A 17,832-nucleotide genomic window follows, 5' to 3' on the forward strand; every position below is an offset into this window, starting at 1 on the left:
GTACAAAAGGTGACAGAAGTGGACGAGAACGAAAAGCATGAGAAACTCTTAATAAGAGTCGGTATAGTTGCTGCCGGGTTCTCGGCATTTTTCTGGGGACTCTATTTGTTTAGGTGGGGGCTTAGCTTTGGGGTCAAGAGAGACGAATGGGGGCAGGCCGGTGATTTCATCGGAGGGACGCTCAATCCGTTTTTCGCACTCCTGTCATTTATTGCACTCCTTTATATGATTTCTCTCCAACGGCGCGAATTGAGCTACACAAGATCAGAGCTTCAACAGAGTCGGGAAATCGCCAAGCAGCAGGTCGATCACTTCAAGAAGGAAGCTTTTAGGGCGGAACTCGTGAAGGTAATGGAGACCCTTGAAAAGGATCTTGAGGAATATTGCGACAAAAAAACTATCGCGAGCCGTGAAGAAATTAACGTTCATCTAGGTGAGGCGCGAAGGAATCTTGATGCTGCTCAGGCCCAATATGCTCCGTATGTGCCCTCACCTGGTTCAATAGATTGGAAGGCGGTTAAGGCTGCAGAATGCCTTGAGCAGATTGACGCATACCTCAGCCACTACCGGAATGCCAGTAATGGGAATTCACCTGTAGAGCATTACTACCGGCACAAATATGGAAACTTGGCGCTGAGCCTAGTCCATCATAACTTCCTAAACAGAGCAGCCGTGAGGCGTTTGGTGCGTGATGCCAACGAAATTGCGCGGGAAGCTGCAAGGGAAAGCCTCTCAGGCGAAGTAAGTGACAACTAACTTATAACGGGTCGTTAAGGTGTGTGTGCTACCCAGTTCGCCGTGCGAGAGGACTCAATGAACACTATAAATATTCATGATCCTGATGTTCAGCAATATCTTACGCTAGTGCTGGGCAAACAAGTGGTGCCGTTCCTCCTGGGCGTCGAGCAGGGCGGCGGACTCTCGCACCACATCCAGGATATGTTCTTGGAGGACATACAAGGTTGGAACTTCAATGATCCTAACCTGTGGGACGGGATGGAGCCGCTACGAGAGCGGATGCGCACTCTGACAATGGATGCGGCAGTCTCAGCGTGGGTGGGAGCCGATCACCACAATGCTGCGCTCATGATGGTGCGGGTGTGGGTGCGCAATCTCTGGTCCTACTGGAACGACAATGCAGTGTGCGACATCTATGGCTTCAATCTAAAAGCCATCGGCGTTCTGGGGATCATGGCTTGTGATGATGTTGCCGCGTGGCACAACCTGTTTCGGGAGTTGTCAGGCTACGAAGAGGCATGAAAAAGCACGGTGGTGACACAAACCGCCGTGCTTCCGTTTAAGAGTATCATATGAAGAATATTTTCAAGAATTTATTCCGTCTGCAACGTGATTGCTTCCGTAATGGGCGCATCGGCAACGTTAGGCGCGCTCCAACACGCGGCTAACCTGGACCGCTTGCCACTGACCGCCGCGAACCGCCCTAATTTGCATGGCATTGAGCCTGTCCGCGATGGCGCGCAGGCTCATGCCCTGGTTCTGTAGCTGGCGGATGATTGGCAGGACACGGGACGCAAACTCATCGGCCTTGGTGCTAATCACCAATGCGGCAGCCTTCACCCCGATAGTCCGGATTTCCGGTGTGAGGTTGTTCTTCCCAAGCTTGGCAATCACCTGTCCCGCCTTGGTCGTGTAGCTGCCCGTCCGCTCAATCTCAGCCTTGATCGCACCCAGCGCTCCCTTGGTGCGTTTAGCAATCGTCTCCCGTTCTTCCTGGGCGATGCAGGCCATGATGTGAACGGTGAGCCGGTTGGCGTTGGGCATGTCGCACGCCACAAACTCGATGCCCGCTTTCTCCAATCCCGTGAGAAAGTGAACATCGCGGGACAGCCGGTCCAGCTTAGCGATCAACAACGTCGCGCCCGTCAACCGGCAGAGGTCGAGCGCGCGTTGCAATTCAGGACGGTGGTTATTCCGTCCGCTCTCCTTCTCGCTAAACTCGGCCAGCAGCGTGCGACCGTTGAGATAGCGCGCCACGTCTGCGCGCTGCGCGTCCAAGCCCAAGCCCTGACGGGCCGTGCTCACGCGATAGTAAGCAATGAAGCGTTCCGCCTCCATGTTACATCTCCATCATTGTCCGTTGATGGAATTGTAACGTCCATAAGTTGTATATCTCAACAAGGTGATAGACACGTACGGCGAACAAAACAGGCCGGAAAACCGAATCCCCGCATGGTCGTGCCAGATGGAGTTTTGAAAACACGGGGGACCGGACGGAAACTCCGGTGCGTTGGAGCAGGTCATCGGCCAAGCGGCTTCAAGCTGGCGATGCGCGCCGCGCATCACCTCATCCGGGGTCAGCACGGTGTCGCCTTGGCTCGCTGATGGCGCTTGTGCCGTCCCGGCCTCGGTTGCCGCTTCCGCTTCGGCTTCCCGGAACCGTTGGAAGTCGGGGAAGCGGTTCAGGAATTTAATGTCAATCCGTTCGGGCGGGGCGGCCAGCACCTCGCGGCCCCGGTCGGTGATGCGGAAATGCGCCCGCCGGGTCAGCTCTACCAGCCCGGCCTTACCCAGATAACTTTTGGCCCAATGGACCCGGTTGGCAAAGGTGGTCTGGCGACCCGATGGCAGCAGGTGAGCGCGCTCATCCGGCGACAGCGCGAACTCGTCGGCGAGCAGTTCTACGATGTCGGTGATCCGCACCTCGCCATCAGCGGCGGCGCGCAGGACCGGAAGCATCGCGGTCTAGAAATCGGGGATTGTCATCGGTCGGTTCGATCAGGCTGCGCAAGGTTCCACAGGTTCGGCTTTTCGTTGGCCGAACACTTGGGACAGCAGGGACTGAGCCAGTTGTTCGGCAGCGGCAGCGGCCTTGCCGCTGAGCGCCGCCGTCGCTTCGATTTCCGCCACCCGGTCGGCGAATTGCTGCTGGAGGGGGAATGGTGGCAGAGGTATTTTCAGATTGTTGAGGATTTCCATATCCAACTTTGTTGTTCCGTGGGCTGCGTTGGAAACCTTGGACAACAAGTAGGGATGGAGGCATTGAAGACACCAGCGAAAATACTGATGATGCCCCCCCGCCAGAGGTTGAAGGGCCTTCAGGTCTTGGTTTATGGCGACTGGAACAGCATTTACCCGTATCGGGACAGTATGGGCCAATATCATGCCACGAACGACCAGCAGAACGCTGTTGGCTGGGATAAGTTTCAAGGTCGTATCCGTCAGGGCTGCGTCGGTCACGCTATCCTCTGACGAGACAATCGGATCGGCTTTCATATCCTTTGCCGAAACCCAAGGCGTTCCGCTTCCCCAGAAGCGAGGTTCTTTCTTGGATGGCGTTGCTCCACTCGTGAAAGACACTGCCTCTGAAAGGTTTTTGACTTCCCACTCCTTTGGGTTGGTTGCCGGATCACCGAACATCTCGACGAACAGCGCGGGCACGAGTTCCCGCACCTTGGCCCGCGCCTCGTCCCGAAGCCGCCGGATGCTGGCGGCGTGGTTCAGGATGTCCACGATGCGGCGCTGCTCCGCCACTGGCGGTAGGGGAACTCTCAACGCCCCAATGTCTTTTTGGTTCAAGCTTGCTTGATTGACTGCTTTCTTACAGATGGCCTGAAAGTGGCTGCGAACCTCATGAGTATTCAGGAAAAATCCTAAAAATTCAGGAATGACTCTTTTTTGATCTGGCCTTAGAAGCATGAGGTTCATTCCGTGTATAAGATTTTCCGGAACTCCTGAGAATATCGCAGTCTTTCCGATGTGTTCGACACTATTGATATGACTGAATAGTATGTCGCCTTTCTGAAGCCGCCATTTCTGGCAGGAGGCCTCATCAAGTTCCACATGGCGCACCCGCTCAGGGTCGATGGCGCCTGTCCGGATCGTTTCAATGCGACTAACTGGAAAACCGCGACCATCCGTATTCTGTTGCGCGGTGGTGCCGTTACGCATTGCCAATAGCAATGCAGAAAGCGCGACATATTCCATCAAACCACCAGCTCCCGCAGCTTATCGGCTAGCGCATCCAACTCCGCCACGATCTCCGTTTCGATGGCCTTAAGCTCGTCCAGCAGTTCCAGCGGGTTGCGGTGTTCCACCTGCGCCTGTGACTGCGGGCGATATCGCCCCGCCGACAAGTTGAAGTCGTTGTCCCGGATCGCGTTGCCCCTGGCGAACCACCACTTTTCGGTCCATTCGGCCTCGGCGTCGCGGTCATCCCATCGCTGTGCCAAGGCGGCACGGTCCCGGTAGGCGTCCACCAAACCGGGAAGGTCGTCGGCCTCGACGGGGGTGTCGTGGTTGGCGTCGAGCTTGTAACCGTCAGCGTCGGCGTGCAGGAACAGCACCCGCTCGGTCGTCCCACCCTTGCGGAACAGCAACACCGAGGTTTTCACCCCGGAATAGGGCTGGAACACGCCGCCGGGTAGGCTCAGCACCGCCTCGACCGTGTTGTTCTCGACCAGCTGGCGGCGAAACTCTTTGTGCGCGCCCGTGCTGCCAAACAACACGCCTTCCGGCACAACAACGCCGCAACGACCGCCGTCCTTTAGGCTATTCAGCATGTATTTCAGGAACAACAGCTCCGTCGCCGTCGTGGTGCCGACCTTCACATCATCGACGATGCGGTCCTTGTCCACCCGGCCGGAAAAGGGCGGGTTGGCGAGCACCACGTCGAAGCCATCGAGGGGCAGGCCGATCTCAACCTTCTCCGTCCGGTCCATGGTGGTGGTCAGGACGTTGCGCTTGAGGATGTGGACGGCGGGCAGGCCGCGCAGGGTCAGGTTCATCGTGGCAAGGCGGACCATCTTGGGGTCCACGTCGTTGCCGTAGAAAGTGGCGTTACTCAGCACGTTGGTCATTGCCGTGCTGAGGCGGTCTCCCCAGCCGCGCCGGACCATCTTGCCGTCCACCTCGGCCTCGTGAACACCACTGACCGAGGAATTGGCGAGGCGGATGTGGTTGTAGGCTCCGACCAGAAAGCCGGCGGTGCCGGCGGCGGGATCGTAGATGGTTTCGCCGACGCGCGGGTCCACCATTTCGATAATGGCGCGGATAATGTGACGCGGGGTGCGGAACTGGCCGAGTTCACCGGCCTGCTTGATCTGCCGCAACACATGCTCGAACAAGTCGCCCTTGGTGTCGGCGTCGGCCTCGTCGAGCCGCAGCCCGTCGATCAGCCCGACCACCTGGGTCAGCACCACCGGTTCGTCGATGCCCAGCCGCGCCCCGGTCATAAAGTTCATCGCCGACCGTTCGGCAACCTCGGTGTAGAAGGGGAACACCTCGTCACGCATCCAGCGGACCAGCGGCTCTCCGGCCATCACGTTCCATTGAGACCAGCGCATCCGCGCGGCGGGAACTGTCGTCACCCCCGGTGCTGGCGCGTTAAGCGGGTTCCTCAGCGTCCAGTCACCGGCGAACATGCTGGCATAGTCGCGTTTAGTCGCCTTGGCCCGCATCGCATTGTCGGCGTCGATGCCCTCGACCAGATAGAAGAAGAACAGGAACGACAACTGTTCGGCGTTCGCCATCGGATCGGGATAGCCGCCACCGTAGAGGTAGTCGCGGATTTGCTCGATGCCGCGCCGAAGCTCGGGGGTCATGGGCATGGGGGCTTAGTCCTAACGGGTTAATGTGCTGGGGCGGTGGCCGTGTCGTGGTCGCCGACAGCTTCATCTTGGAGCACAGCCGCGTTGAGGCTGGCAAGCATCGCCTCCAGCTTGGCGTCGTCGCCGAAAAGCTGCCGCGCCCGCTGAAGACCGCCGTTCAGCGAGAAGGGCGGCAGGGTGAAGTGGTAAAGCTCGACGCTCTCCATATCGCCCACATTGGCGCGGATTTGGCTTTCCATCATGCGCAACCAGCGCAGTTGGTCAGCGTTGGGGGATTGGGTGGCGAGCCATGCCTCGAACCGTAGGCCGAGCACCGATGCCTGAGCTTCCTGCTCGTCGGTGAGCACGAAGTTGCCATTCTCGTCCAGCGTCACCCAATCGCGCGTCGTCGGATCGATATGGTCGTTGACATCGAGGACGAGCAGTTTGCGTGGTTTGTCTTTAGGTCCGGTTGGCCTGGATGTGACGAAGCCACCTTCGGGCATATCCTCGTCGTCGCCGTGGTAGTCGGTGACGCCGACGAAATCGAACAGTGTGAAGTTGGGCTTCTTGATGTGCGGGGCCTGCCGCGTGCCGCGCCCGCGCATCTGCTGGTAGAGGATGGCCGACTTGGTGAAGCGCGCCATCACGAGGTTAACGACCTCCGGGCAGTCGAACCCGGTGTCGAGCATGTTGACGCTGACGAGGATTTGTGGAAACCGCTCGTCTTTGAACCGCTTGATCTTGGTCATACCGTCCACACTGTCGCCATCCCCCGTACCCGACACGACAAAGTCGGCATAGCGGACTTCCGGCGAGGGCTTCTTGTCGGCGAACTCCTGGTCGAACATCTGAGCAAGGGTTTCAGCGTGCCGCTTGGTGACACCGAAAACGATGGTTTTGCCCCACATCGGCGCGCGGCGGACACCATCTTTGCCAGCGAAGCCCTTTTCCAACACCTGGCGGAATTCCCGCACGATGGCGCGGTTCCGCTCAGGAATGGTGAATTTCCGCTCCAAAGCCGAGGGATCGACGGTGATCGTGTCCTCGCCGTTGAACAGCGTTTCGAACTCAGCCCGGGTGTCGTCATCCATTGCCGACCAGTCGAGTTCCTCGCGCTTGACCTCGAAGCCCCCTTCCGCCGCCGTCTTGACGGTCATTGCCTTGAAGATGTGGTAGGGAACGAGGTGGCCTTCCTGAATGGCCTGCTTGAGCGAATAGGTGTAGGTCGGTTCTGCCACCTCGAAGAAGCGCAGCGTGTCGCGGATGAATTTGCCGTCTTCGGGATCGGGCAACTGGTCGGGGTCCTTCAGCACACAGGGGGTGGCGGTCAAGCCGACCTGGATGCCGTCGAAATGCTTCAGGGTGCCGCTCCACTGGCCGTAGATCGAGCGATGGCATTCATCGACGATGATGAGTTGGAAATAGCTGCTGGGCAGGTTGGCGTATTCACCGATAAAGGTCTGAAGGGTGCTGACGGTGATGCGTTTCTCGTCCTGGAACCGGCGGCCACCCCGCAGGACATAGGCGGGATAGTCGGGGAGGTATTCGGCGAAAGCGTCTTCGGCCTGCTTGGCGAGGGTGATGCGGTCCACGAGGAACAGCACGCGGCTGACGAGATTGGCTTCGAACAGTCGCTTGATGAAGGCGGCGGCGGTGCGGGTCTTGCCCGTGCCGGTCGCCATCGAGACCAGCAATTTGCGCCGCCCTTGCTGGATGCCCTGACACAGGGCGTCGATGCATTCACTCTGGTAGGGACGACCTGCGATTTTGGTGTCGATGGGAACGGTCAGCGGGTCCACGCGCAGCTTGCGCAGGGCCTCGGCCCGTTCCAGGTCGGCTTGGTTGAAGAAGGTCGTAACCTTACGGGGATGGGCCTCGCGTTCCCATTCCCAGAACCACACCTCTTCGCCGTTGGCGAGGAAGATGAAGGGCACGCCAAGCTGCTTCGCGTAGTTCAGCGCCTGTGTCTCGGCCTCGGGTGGGTTGGTGGTTGCCTTCTTGGCCTCGACGACCGCCAGTGAATGGCCGTGCCGGTTGCACAGCACATAGTCAGCGCGGGTGCCGTCTGGCAGGACATACTCGTAACGGACGCTTTTGCCGTCTACGAGGTTCCAGGATACGTCCTTAAGTTGGGCGTCGATCTTCACCCGAGAAAACGCTTCGTTGCTCACCGGCCACATCCCCGACGCTTATCCGATCGAAAGAATATCGCGCGAACCGTGTGGCGGGCACAACCCCAATTTGGTCCAGCAGGCTATCGGCGATGAACGATCCGGTGAGACGGATCTACGCGCCACGGCTCGTTGCCGCGAGATCGCGCTGTTTGTCGGCAAGTGCCTTCTGCGCCTTCATCACGGCGGCGCGCTTTTTCGCCAGCTTGCCGCGTTTCACCAGCTGATCGGCCTGCCGGCTCGCCGCGTCGGACGTTGCGTTAGGAAGCCCAATCTCAGCAAGATGCTGATTCCATTCCTCTTCCGTGATCCCCATGATCTCGTGCAGTCGCATTGTATGTCTCCTCAATGTTCTTGTTGATGTATGCGCGAACGCTCACGCATTCGCGAACGTTTGATGGTTTCTCGGCCTCGTAAACTCGTCCGGCAAACCACCAAACGTGTATTCCTTGTAAGTCCTCGTCTTGTCGCGGCGCAGGATGAGCACATTCCCCCCTGTAAGAACCGCTCACTCTAAGTGAAGCAAATAGGTGCTTGGCGGCCATCACAGGGGGGAATTTGATGTCATGTCGCATGACGCGATCCTAGAGCCCTTCCGTCGAGGCGTTCACAGCAGGCGGAAACCCGATTTCCTGCCATCCTCTCATTCCCTGGCTCGCGCCAGTCTCGGTGCCACTCGACGACCCGGAAGGTGATCCCCGTGTGGGTGATGGCTGTGAGTGTCATCACAGAGCCATCGTCCTTTTTCGCCCTGCCATCAGCAGGGGTGTCCTATTTACGGGGCCGTTACCAGCCTCCTTATACCGCCGACCGCCCTGGGTAGGTAGGTGCCATTACAGGGGTTACTTTGCGGTGCCCTCCTGGTGGGCTGGCCTACGTCACTCGGCCTTTGCGGGTTTGTTTTAAGATTTTACTCCCCGAAGGGATCTTTGCCCGCAGCGGATGCTTTACCGCCATACAGTCCAGGTATGTGCTATTCGATAAGTATTTATGCGGTCGCGCGATGTGTGCGTTGTTTTTCACCCATAATGAGGTTTGTAAAAATGTTGAAGCAGGTATACGAGGAGCTTGTGCGTTTAGGAATTTGCTCGTCTCAGGTTGAATTCAGTCGCGTATGGCTTGGGTCTAGCGACCGTTATTTCAGCAACGTAATCGCCACTGGCCGCCAGCCAAGTGTCCAGGTGCTAACCAGCCTCGCCCTTCGCTTGGAACGTCTTGCTGCTACACTGACGGAAGGCAATCCTTGGTCGATGACGGTTGATATCCTGCGGAAATGCGCTGATACCGTTTGGGCCGACATCGATAAGCGTAGTCTTTGCCGCGTGCCACGTCGCCGCACAGTGCGTTCTGCCTCTGTGCTTGCCCAGTAGCAGCTTCTTCGATCGACTGTGCTGGCTGCGTTTCTGGCGTCTCTGGTGATGCGATTTTCTTCAGGGACTCGACAACCGTTGTTGGGTACGACAACGTGACCTCCAGCTCGTGGGTGATTTGCTGCCCCAAGTTTGGGCGCGCATAACCCTGCTTCGACTTAGCGTGACGCTGGCGTCTCGGCCAGAGCTGTGATACGAACCGTTGAGTTCTTCCACAAAAACTCGCATTGAGCCATGCCCCCACGGATTGCTGTTTTCACTGGAGCCGGAGCTGAGGTCGGGTACGGGATGCCTAGCGGCGGCCAATTTGCCCTTGAAATATTTCGGCGGAAAGACTCTAAGGAAAAAGAGTTGTTTCGCCAGCTCAGGGACAACATAGACCGCAAGTCCATATATGCGACTTCTTGGCTGCCGAAGAAATATCCCACGGCCCGAATATCTGCTTTCGGAGCTAGCGAGAAGTCCTCGATCTTCCGTTCGAGCCTTGAGTACAATCGCGGAATAATTATTTCTAGGCTTGAAAAATTTGATGCGCTTGTTACCGCGTTCGCTGAGCGCTGCGGTGTAGATTTAGCTGACATTGACGCAATGTATCAAGCGTCCGCCGGCACACAAATTGGTGCTATTCTTTATAGCCACGAGGTTGAGATTAATGAGAGCTTAGCTAAGGATGCCGATTTGTTTTCGTCTGTGTACTTTTCTGCATCGTTGAATTTACTTAAACTGAACCCAGATGATCTGCTGCTGGAAAAGTATCTGCGTTCTATCCTTCAGCTGTATGTCGGCTGCCTCGGAAATAACCTCACGGCTGCCCTAAATCAGGGCATATTCAGCAAAGCTCCCGAAGACATTTCTATATTTGACGATGTGGGAGGCATTTTTCAGATTGAATTGTCGCAGGCTGGCCTATCTGCATATGAGATGGTAATGGAGCGGCCGAGTTCCGGAATTGATATTTCCAAGTCTGTTGCTCAGGTGTTTGCAGATATACTGCATGGCTGCCTTGAGCTCCTAATGGCAGAATGCCTAGACTACCAGTCGCTGATTGATGACCATTTTCGGTATCTCTATAAGCCCTGTGTCGAGTGGGCTAAGTTTTCGAAAATATCGATATTTCTTTACGTTGCCCGATCTTATATACTGGAGAAATACGCATCCGCTTCCGCCAAGGCATCGGCAACGGCAGGATTTTATCATGATATTGCGGCTGCGACACAGGCAAACATTATAGAGCTTTGTGGTGTCGGGACTGCCAACTATACTAATATCATGCGCGAGGTTTTTGGTCGATCCGGCGTTGGAGACGATATCTTCCACCTTAACGGTAGCATAAACGACTTCTATGACCCTTATCGCAATCTGATCGCGAAAGTATCAGACGCGGACCTTCCTCAAGAGACACGTTTTCTAGTGCCATTCATCTTCACGCAAAGTGGTATTAAGCCACTTACATCGGTCGAAGTTTCTCAACGGTATGTGGAATTCAGCCGCAAGATGGAAGAAGCTGACGCAGTTGTTGTGGCCGGCTTCGGTTTCAATGGCGACGACGGCCATATCAATGGCTTGTTTAGAAGAATGATTGACCAAATCAACAAGCCCGTTTATGTAACTGAATATTGCGGACAAGTCATTTCTGGCTTCTCTGAGGCTAAGAAGAAGCAGGAGCTTGCCCGCAAAATTCGCATCGACACTCCCTCAAAGCTGACGGTTGTTCCCGTCGATGCGGAGAGAAAGACAGTCGGTGGAACGCCGTGGCTCGACTGGATCACTCAGCATCTCAGTGCCAGCTTAGTGCCAGCTTAACTAAACGCACTTGTTAATAACCTTCGATGATATGTGTGCGTGCGCGTTGGCGGCAGCGCCGAAGCGGTGTGACGTTGGGGAGATCTGCCGCGCTGGCCTTAGCTTTGCAAATCAATCACTTCCCTAGTTGCGGGGAGGGCGACGAGGCATATGGTTCGCGCTCTTATGCGCACCGCGAGCCCGGCGAACCACAGCCTGTAGGCGTGCGCTCAGGGCAGCGAATTCATCGTCGATCATTGAGCGTGTTCCGGGGTAAGGCCAGGGAAAATGGTCGTCAGCATCCATAGGGTCGCCAATTTGCATTGGAGTGCTCCGTATGGTCTTCGAAATACGGATATTTAGCCGTTGGCCAAATGACCGCCGCTGGGCCGGCATTTATCTGAATTGCACGATTTGGTGAGGCGATGGCCCCGGTTGCTTTACGCAACCGGGGATTCTATAAGCTCATTTTTTGTTCTTCCGTGCCTGGGCAGTCTCAACCGGCGCTTGGCTCCCCCACTGATCTTCAGGCGGCACGCTGACCGTGATGCCGAGCGTGCTACCCAGCGTAATTTGCTTGGTGCGGTTGCCGTGAAGGGCAGGGGCGTTCTGCTCGTTCTTCACATGACCGTAATGATCCTCGATCATCCTGACGCTTGTGTTCATGGCCTTCGCGAGCTTGAACACGTCCACGCCGTCCAACAGTGCGTGGGTGGCAAAGGTGTGTCGCAGGCTGTAGGTCGTGCGCTCCTGGCCATGGCCGTCTGTGCGCAAATCCGCTTCCACGAGAAGCCTTGCAAAGTGGTCATGCACCGCTTTGAGCTGTGATCCGTCCTCATTGACGAAGATATAGTCGTCGGGCTTGGTGTGATTGGATAAGGTGCGCAGCTTGTCGAACCACTTCTTCAGTTCAATTGAGCCGACAACTGTGTATGGCTTGCCGACCTTGATCTTACCCGTAACCTCAAGCTTGATGTACTCCTTGCCGTCTGTGGCAAAGAACGTGCCGTAGTGCTTCCAGCGCAGGTTGTAGGCGTTTGGGACGCGCATCCCCGTGCCATACATGATGTGAACGTAACACTGCATTCGTTCACGCGAGAAGCGGTGCTTTGCGCTGGTCGCGCGCTCGACCCAGGCGGGCATGAACGTGCAGAGGTGATTCCACTCGTCCATCGTAAAGGCCGGTCGCCGGTTAGTGACTAGGGCTTCCGGTGCATCAATGGGAGGAACCTGATCAGAGCGCACATCCTTGTTTCGGCGCGCAAGATCGAAAATCTGTTTCAGCAGACCCGCCTCGATGTGCAGCGTGGTCGAGGCGGGAACCTCGGCAATGCGGTGTATCCGGCTGTCCGGGTCGTTCCGACGCTTGGGGTCGCGTGCCTTCGCCAAGCGTTCCTTGCCGGGTCCATCCGTCCAGTAGCGCCGTCGCCAATCCCAATAGGCGTGAACGTCCGCTTCGCTGATGCGGTTGATTTGCTTGGAGCCAAAGAACGGGACGAAGTAGGTGCTGCCTGTGATCGCCATAGAACGGAACCGTCCTTCGGACAGGTCGCCACGCGCCACGCGGGTCTGTTGCTCCCTGTGAAAGGCGGTCCAAACCTGTTCGAAGGTTTTGGTGTAAACGGGAAGCCCTTCGCCGTGCAGAAACACCATGCGCTGATATTCCCGCAATGCAACCTTCTTGGCTTCTTCGAGATCCGTCTTTCGCGTGGTGAAGCGTTTGTTCTTGTAGGGGATCTCCGGTATGGAGATGCGGCAGTGCCAAACGGGTTTCTTCACGTCGTCTCTGCGGTAGAGCACAACGTTACCGTCTTCCAGCTCTACCTTTTCGTTCTGGACGGTCGTCATGGGCGCATCAAAGGTTGTGCTGGATGTGTGCTAGGGTATATGGAAACTGAGGTCCCGTCAACGCGTGTGCTGAAATGTGCAGACGGTCACTCGGACAAAAAAGTTTTGAAAACAAAAGGTTAGATAATGCCGCGTTTAATCCTGCTGAACAAGCCCTACGGCGTGCTGCCGCAATTCACCGACCGCGCCGAGGGGCGTGCGACGCTGGCCGAGCTGGTGCCGGTCAAGGGCGTCTACCCCGCCGGCCGCCTGGATCGCGACAGCGAGGGGCTGCTGGTTCTGACCGACGACGGAGCCCTGATCGCCCGCATCGCCGACCCGAAGCACAAGATGCCGAAGACCTACTGGGCGCAGGTCGAGGGTGTGCCCACCGAAGAGGCGCTGGAGCGCCTGCGCCGCGGTGTGGACCTCAACGACGGCCCGACGCTGCCGGCCGGCGCGCGGCTGATCGGCGAACCGCCGGACCTCTGGCCGCGCGACCCGCCGGTCCGCTACCGCGCCGCCATCCCCACCGCGTGGGTCGAACTGACCCTGCGCGAGGGCCGCAACCGGCAGGTCCGCCGCATGACCGCGGCGGTGGGTTTCCCGACGCTGCGGCTGGTCCGCTGGTCGGTGGGGGAATGGTCGCTGGGCGCGCTCAGGCCGGGGGAGTGGCGCGAGGTGTCCGTTCCGGCTGCTCCGCCCCGGCGTCCGCCAGCGCCTTCAGGATCCGCGCCATCGTCGCGCCATCGGTCACGGTGAGCGGGTCGAACCCCTCCGGCATGAAGCGCTTGATGATCGCCTCCTGATCGGGGTGCCCGCCGATGTAGCGCATGTCCCAGTCGGGGAAGAGGCGCTCGCTGATCAAGGAGAACTCCAGCAGGCAGACCTCCTTGTGCCGCTCGTCGGCGGCGATGCGGACGAACAGTTCGCTCAGCGTCCGCTGCCCACCCTCCAGCACCTGAACGAACCAGTGTCCGTTGAAGAACAGCGCGCCCGTGACGTTCTTTAAATAATTGTTCGTGTAGGACTTTGTCAGGATGTCTTCGATGTCGTCGTGCCCCAGCGAGGCCGCTCGGCTGAAGTACACGAGGCGGGAGAGGTGCATCAAAGGCTCCAGGTCCTTTGGGGAGTAAAATTCCAATGCCGGCAACAATGCGTCACAACAATGTGATTGTCATTAGGTCTTTTTGAGTATCGGGTCGATATTGTTTACCTGGGCGCTTAAGTCCGCACCGCGTCGCTCTTCACCGCCTCCAGATTGAACGCCGCCGCCAGCAGGGCGCGGGTGTACTCCTCGCGCGGGGTCTCGAAGATCTGGCGGACCGGGCCTTGCTCGACCACCTTGCCGTCCTTCATGACGATGACGTGGCTCGACAGCGCCCGCACCACCCGCAGATCGTGGCTGATGAACAGATAGGCGAGGTTGTAGCGTGCCTGCAAATCGCGCAGCAGATCGACGATCTGCGCCTGCACGCTCATGTCCAGCGCCGAGGTCGGCTCGTCCAGCACGACGAACTTCGGCTTCAGCACCAGCGCGCGGGCGATGGCGATGCGCTGGCGCTGGCCGCCGGAGAACTCGTGCGGGTAGCGGTGACGGCTGTCGGGCTCCAGCCCGACCTCCTCCAGCGCCTTGGCGACCATGGCGTCGCGCTCGCGGGCACTGCCCATGCCGTGGATCTTCAGCCCCTCGCCGACGATCTGGCCGACCGACAGGCGCGGGCTGAGGCTGCCGTAAGGGTCCTGGAAGACCACCTGCATCTCGCGCCGCAACGGCCGGACCTCGCCCGCCGACAGGCCCTGGATGTCCTTGCCGTCGAAGCGGATGGCGCCCAGGCTGGCGTGCAGGCGCAGCAGCGCCAGCCCCAGCGTCGTCTTGCCGGAGCCGGACTCGCCGACGACGCCCACCGTGTGCCCCTCGCGCACGTCCACCGACACGCCGTCCACCGCGCGCACGTGATCGACCGTGCGGCGCAGCAGGCCCTTCTTGATGGGGAAATAGACCTTGATGTCGCTGGCCGTCATCACCGCGCGGGCGTTGTCCGGCGGGGTCAGCGGGTTGCCCTTCGGCTCGGCGGCCAGAAGCTTCTGCGTATAGGGGTGCCGGGGGCGGACGAACAGGTCGGTGACGCTCGCCTGCTCGACGATCTCGCCCTTGTTCATCACGCAGACCCGGTCGGCCATCTTGCGCACCACACCCAGATCGTGGGTGATCAGCAGCAAGGCCATGCCGAAGCGCTGCTGAAGATCCTTCAGCAGCTCCAGGATCTGCGCCTGGATGGTGACGTCCAGCGCCGTAGTCGGCTCGTCGGCGATCAGCAGGTCGGGCTCGTTGGCCAGCGCCATGGCGATCATCACGCGCTGGCGCTGCCCGCCCGACAGCTCGTGCGGGTAGGCGCCCAGGCGTTTTTCCGGGTTGGGGATGCCGACGAGGCGCAGCAGCTCCAGCGTCCGCCTGCGTGCCGCCACGCGGTCCAGGCCCTTGTGCAGGAACAGCGTCTCGTTGACCTGCCGCTCGATGGAGTGCAGCGGGTTCAGCGAGGTCATTGGCTCCTGAAAGATCATGGCGATGCGGTTGCCGCGCACATCGCGCAACACGCGCTCCTCGGCGCCCATCAGCTCCGTGCCCTGGAACTGGATCGAGCCCGTGGGGTGCCGCGCCATGGGGTAGGGCAGCAGTTGCAGGATGGACAGCGCCGTCACCGACTTGCCGGAGCCGGACTCGCCGACCAGCGCCAGCGTCTCCCCCTTGGCGATGTCGAACGACACGCCCTTCACCGCCGGGACGGCGGTGCCGGAGCTGCCAAACTCGACGCCGAGGTTGCGGACGGTCAGGAGTTCGCTCATAGGGGCTTCCATCGTCATTCCGCGGCCTTCCGCTCCGCCTTGACCGGCACCGGCGCTTCCGCCGGACCGGTGGAGAGCTGGCCGATGGTCTTGCGCGGGTCGAAGGCGTCGCGCACCGCCTCGCCGATGAAGATCAGCAGGCTCAGCATGATCGCCAGCACGAAGAAGGCGGTCAGGCCCAGCCAGGGCGCTTGCAGATTGGCCTTGCCCTGCGCCAGCAGTTCACCCAGCGAGGGCGAGCCCGGCGGCAGGCCGAAGCCCAGGAAGTCCAGCGCCGTCAGCGTGGTGATCGAGCCGTTCAGGATGAACGGCAGGAAGGTCAGCGTGGCGACCATGGCGTTGGGCAGCACGTGCCGGTACATGATCGTGGCATCCGTGGCGCCCAGCGCGCGGGCGGCGCGCACATAGTCGAAGTTGCGCGCCCGCAAAAACTCGGCGCGCACGACGTGGACCAGGGACGTCCAGGAGAACAGCAGCAGCAACCCCAGCAGCCACCAGAAGTTCGGTGTTACCACGCTGGACAGGATGATCAGCAGGAACAGCGTCGGCAGCCCCTGCCAGATCTCGATGAAGCGCTGGAACAGCAGATCGGTCAAACCGCCGAAATACCCCTGCACCGCCCCGGCGATGACGCCGACCACCGAGGAGAACAGCGTCAGCGTCAGCCCGAACAGCACCGAGATGCGGAAGCCGTAGATCAGCCGCGCCACCACGTCGCGCCCCTGGTCGTCGGTGCCCAGCAAATTCTCGGCGGACGGCGGGGCCGGGGCGGGGACTGGCAGGTTGTAGTTGATCGTCCGGTACGAATAGCGGATCGGCGCCCAGACGATCCAGCCCTTCTCCTCGATCAGCTGCATCACGAACGGGTCGCGGTAGTCGGTGTTGGTCTCGAACTCGCCGCCAAAGGCGGTTTCCGGGTAATCGCGGAAGACGGGGAAGAAATACGCGTCGTTGTGCTTGATCAGCAGCGGCCGGTCGTTGGCGATGAACTCGGCGAACAGCGAGCCGATGAACAGCGCCAGGAACAGCCAGAACGACCAGAACCCCCGCCCGTTGGCGCGGAAATTGTGCAGCCGCCGCTTGGTCAGCGGCGTCACCGGCATGCCGAGGAACCGTGGCTGGTAAGGCGTCGCCATCAGGCACTCCGCGCTTCGAAGTCGATGCGGGGATCGACCATCATGTAGGTGATGTCACCCACCAGATTCATGATCAACCCCAGCAGCGTGAAGAAGTACAGCGTGCCGAACATCACTGGATAATCCCGGTTGATCGCCGCCTCGAAGCCCAAGAGGCCCAGCCCGTCCAGCGAGAAGATCACCTCCACCAGCAGCGCGCCGGTGAACAGGATGCCGATGAAGGCGCCGGGGAAGCCGGCGATGACGATCAGCATGGCGTTGCGGAACACGTGGCCGTACAGCACCTGCCGCTCCTTCAGGCCCTTGGCGCGGGCGGTGACGACGTACTGCTTGTTGATCTCCTCCAGGAAAGAGTTCTTGGTCAGCATGGTCAACCCGGCGAAGCCGCCAATCACCAGCGCCGTCACCGGCAGCGTGATGTGCCAGAAATAGTCGGCGATCTGCCGGTACCAGGGCAGCTCCGCCCAATTGTCCGATGTGAGGCCCCGCAACGGGAACAGGTCGAAATAGCGCCCGCCGGCGAACACGACGATCAGCAGCACCGCGAACAGGAAGCCGGGGATGGCGTAGCCGACGATGACGATGGCCGATGTCCACACGTCGAACGGCCGCCCGTCGCGCACCGCCTTGGCGATGCCCAGCGGAATCGACACCAGATAGACCAGCAGCGTCGTCCACAGCCCCAGCGAGATCGACACCGGCATCTTCTCCAGCACCAGATCCACGACCCGCCGGTCACGGAAGTAGCTGGTGCCGAAGTCGAACTTCACATAGTGCGAGATCATCAGGAAAAAGCGCTCGTGCAGCGGCTTGTCGAAGCCGAACTCGCGTTCGAGCTGCTTGATGAACTCCGGGTCCAGGCCCTGCGCGCCGCGGTAGCGGTTGCCTTCACCGCCGCCGGTCCCGTGCTGGGCCTGCTGCGCGCCGGCCGAGGCGTCGCCGCTGCCGGTGCCGCCAATGCGCGCCGTCGCCTCCACCGCCGTGCCTTGCACGCGGGCGATGATCTGCTCGATCGGCCCGCCGGGGGCGATCTGCACGATCAGGAAGTTGATGACCATGATCCCGAACAGCGTCGGGATGATCAGCAACAGACGGCGGATGATGTAGGCCAGCATGTCCGTTCCCCCCGGAGCCCCACTCCACGTGGCCC

16 protein-coding genes are annotated in these 17,832 nt (G+C 59.5%); 5 read left to right on the top strand and 11 right to left on the bottom strand.

The annotated features are described in order from the left end of the window. The first annotated feature begins 18 nt into the window (after positions 1–18). Complete coding sequence (locus ACSVDD_RS10765; RefSeq protein ID WP_448189344.1) at positions 19–756, top strand: hypothetical protein; 738 nt, start codon at positions 19–21, stop codon at positions 754–756. Positions 757–813: 57 nt separating this feature from the next. Beyond that, complete coding sequence (locus ACSVDD_RS10770) at positions 814–1,260, top strand: hypothetical protein (protein ID WP_448189345.1); 447 nt, start codon at positions 814–816, stop codon at positions 1,258–1,260. Positions 1,261–1,380: 120 nt separating this feature from the next. Here ACSVDD_RS10770 and ACSVDD_RS10775 read toward each other — a convergent pair whose 3' ends face one another. The 6 genes from ACSVDD_RS10775 to ACSVDD_RS10800 all read right to left on the bottom strand — a co-directional run bounded on the left by ACSVDD_RS10775 (position 1,381) and on the right by ACSVDD_RS10800 (position 8,054). After that, positions 1,381–2,076 carry a recombinase family protein gene (locus tag ACSVDD_RS10775; protein ID WP_448189346.1) on the bottom strand — a complete coding sequence of 232 codons (696 nt, stop codon included), beginning with the start codon at positions 2,074–2,076 and terminating at the stop codon, positions 1,381–1,383. A gap of 12 nt (positions 2,077–2,088) precedes the next feature. Further along, positions 2,089–2,697 carry a winged helix-turn-helix domain-containing protein gene (locus tag ACSVDD_RS10780; protein WP_448189347.1) on the bottom strand — a complete coding sequence of 203 codons (609 nt, stop codon included), beginning with the start codon at positions 2,695–2,697 and terminating at the stop codon, positions 2,089–2,091. Positions 2,698–2,736: 39 nt separating this feature from the next. Continuing rightward, on the bottom strand, positions 2,737–3,945 hold the full coding sequence (locus ACSVDD_RS10785) for a restriction endonuclease subunit S (protein WP_448189348.1): 1,209 nt from the start codon (positions 3,943–3,945) through the stop codon (positions 2,737–2,739). Further along, positions 3,945–5,567, bottom strand: a complete 1,623-nt coding sequence (locus ACSVDD_RS10790; protein ID WP_448189349.1) for an HsdM family class I SAM-dependent methyltransferase — start codon at positions 5,565–5,567, stop codon at positions 3,945–3,947. Before ACSVDD_RS10790 ends, ACSVDD_RS10785 begins: the two co-directional genes overlap by 1 nt. Before the next feature lie 20 nt (positions 5,568–5,587). Further along, the gene (locus ACSVDD_RS10795) at positions 5,588–7,720 is read right to left on the bottom strand and encodes a DEAD/DEAH box helicase family protein (protein WP_448189350.1); all 2,133 of its coding nucleotides are present in this window, start codon (positions 7,718–7,720) and stop codon (positions 5,588–5,590) included. Between the two features lie 115 nt (positions 7,721–7,835). Next, entirely contained in the window at positions 7,836–8,054 is a 219-nt protein-coding gene (locus ACSVDD_RS10800; RefSeq protein WP_448189351.1) for a hypothetical protein, read from the bottom strand. A gap of 709 nt (positions 8,055–8,763) precedes the next feature. Here ACSVDD_RS10800 and ACSVDD_RS10805 point away from each other — a divergent pair. Together ACSVDD_RS10805 and ACSVDD_RS10810 are read left to right on the top strand one after the other, a co-directional pair. Continuing rightward, complete coding sequence (locus ACSVDD_RS10805) at positions 8,764–9,090, top strand: DUF6626 family protein (RefSeq protein WP_448189352.1); 327 nt, start codon at positions 8,764–8,766, stop codon at positions 9,088–9,090. 234 nt (positions 9,091–9,324) lie between these two features. Then, on the top strand, positions 9,325–10,893 hold the full coding sequence (locus tag ACSVDD_RS10810; protein WP_448189353.1) for a hypothetical protein: 1,569 nt from the start codon (positions 9,325–9,327) through the stop codon (positions 10,891–10,893). Between the two features lie 444 nt (positions 10,894–11,337). On the opposite strand, the gene ACSVDD_RS10815 is transcribed toward ACSVDD_RS10810, so the two are convergent. Beyond that, a complete protein-coding gene (locus tag ACSVDD_RS10815) occupies positions 11,338–12,720 on the bottom strand; it encodes a tyrosine-type recombinase/integrase (RefSeq protein ID WP_448189354.1) in 1,383 nt (460 codons plus the stop codon). Positions 12,721–12,846: 126 nt separating this feature from the next. Here ACSVDD_RS10815 and ACSVDD_RS10820 point away from each other — a divergent pair, with 126 nt between their 5' ends. Next, positions 12,847–13,461: an rRNA large subunit pseudouridine synthase E gene (locus ACSVDD_RS10820; protein ID WP_448189355.1), complete on the top strand. Its 615-nt coding sequence runs from the start codon at positions 12,847–12,849 to the stop codon at positions 13,459–13,461. Here ACSVDD_RS10820 and ACSVDD_RS10825 read toward each other — a convergent pair. From ACSVDD_RS10825 to ACSVDD_RS10840, 4 genes are all read right to left on the bottom strand, one after another. Beyond that, entirely contained in the window at positions 13,358–13,807 is a 450-nt protein-coding gene (locus tag ACSVDD_RS10825; protein ID WP_448189356.1) for a BLUF domain-containing protein, read from the bottom strand. The genes ACSVDD_RS10820 and ACSVDD_RS10825 overlap by 104 nt on opposite strands. A gap of 116 nt (positions 13,808–13,923) precedes the next feature. Beyond that, the gene (locus tag ACSVDD_RS10830) at positions 13,924–15,546 is read right to left on the bottom strand and encodes an ABC transporter ATP-binding protein (protein WP_448189357.1); all 1,623 of its coding nucleotides are present in this window, start codon (positions 15,544–15,546) and stop codon (positions 13,924–13,926) included. A gap of 14 nt (positions 15,547–15,560) precedes the next feature. Beyond that, positions 15,561–16,682 (bottom strand): ABC transporter permease, encoded by a 1,122-nt coding sequence (locus tag ACSVDD_RS10835; protein ID WP_448189358.1) that lies wholly within the window; start codon positions 16,680–16,682, stop codon positions 15,561–15,563. Beyond that, positions 16,682–17,797 carry a microcin C ABC transporter permease YejB gene (locus ACSVDD_RS10840; RefSeq protein WP_448189359.1) on the bottom strand — a complete coding sequence of 372 codons (1,116 nt, stop codon included), beginning with the start codon at positions 17,795–17,797 and terminating at the stop codon, positions 16,682–16,684. Before ACSVDD_RS10840 ends, ACSVDD_RS10835 begins: the two co-directional genes overlap by 1 nt. Between the last annotated feature and the right edge of the window lie 35 nt (positions 17,798–17,832).

The organism is Azospirillum terrae (genome assembly GCF_053470425.1).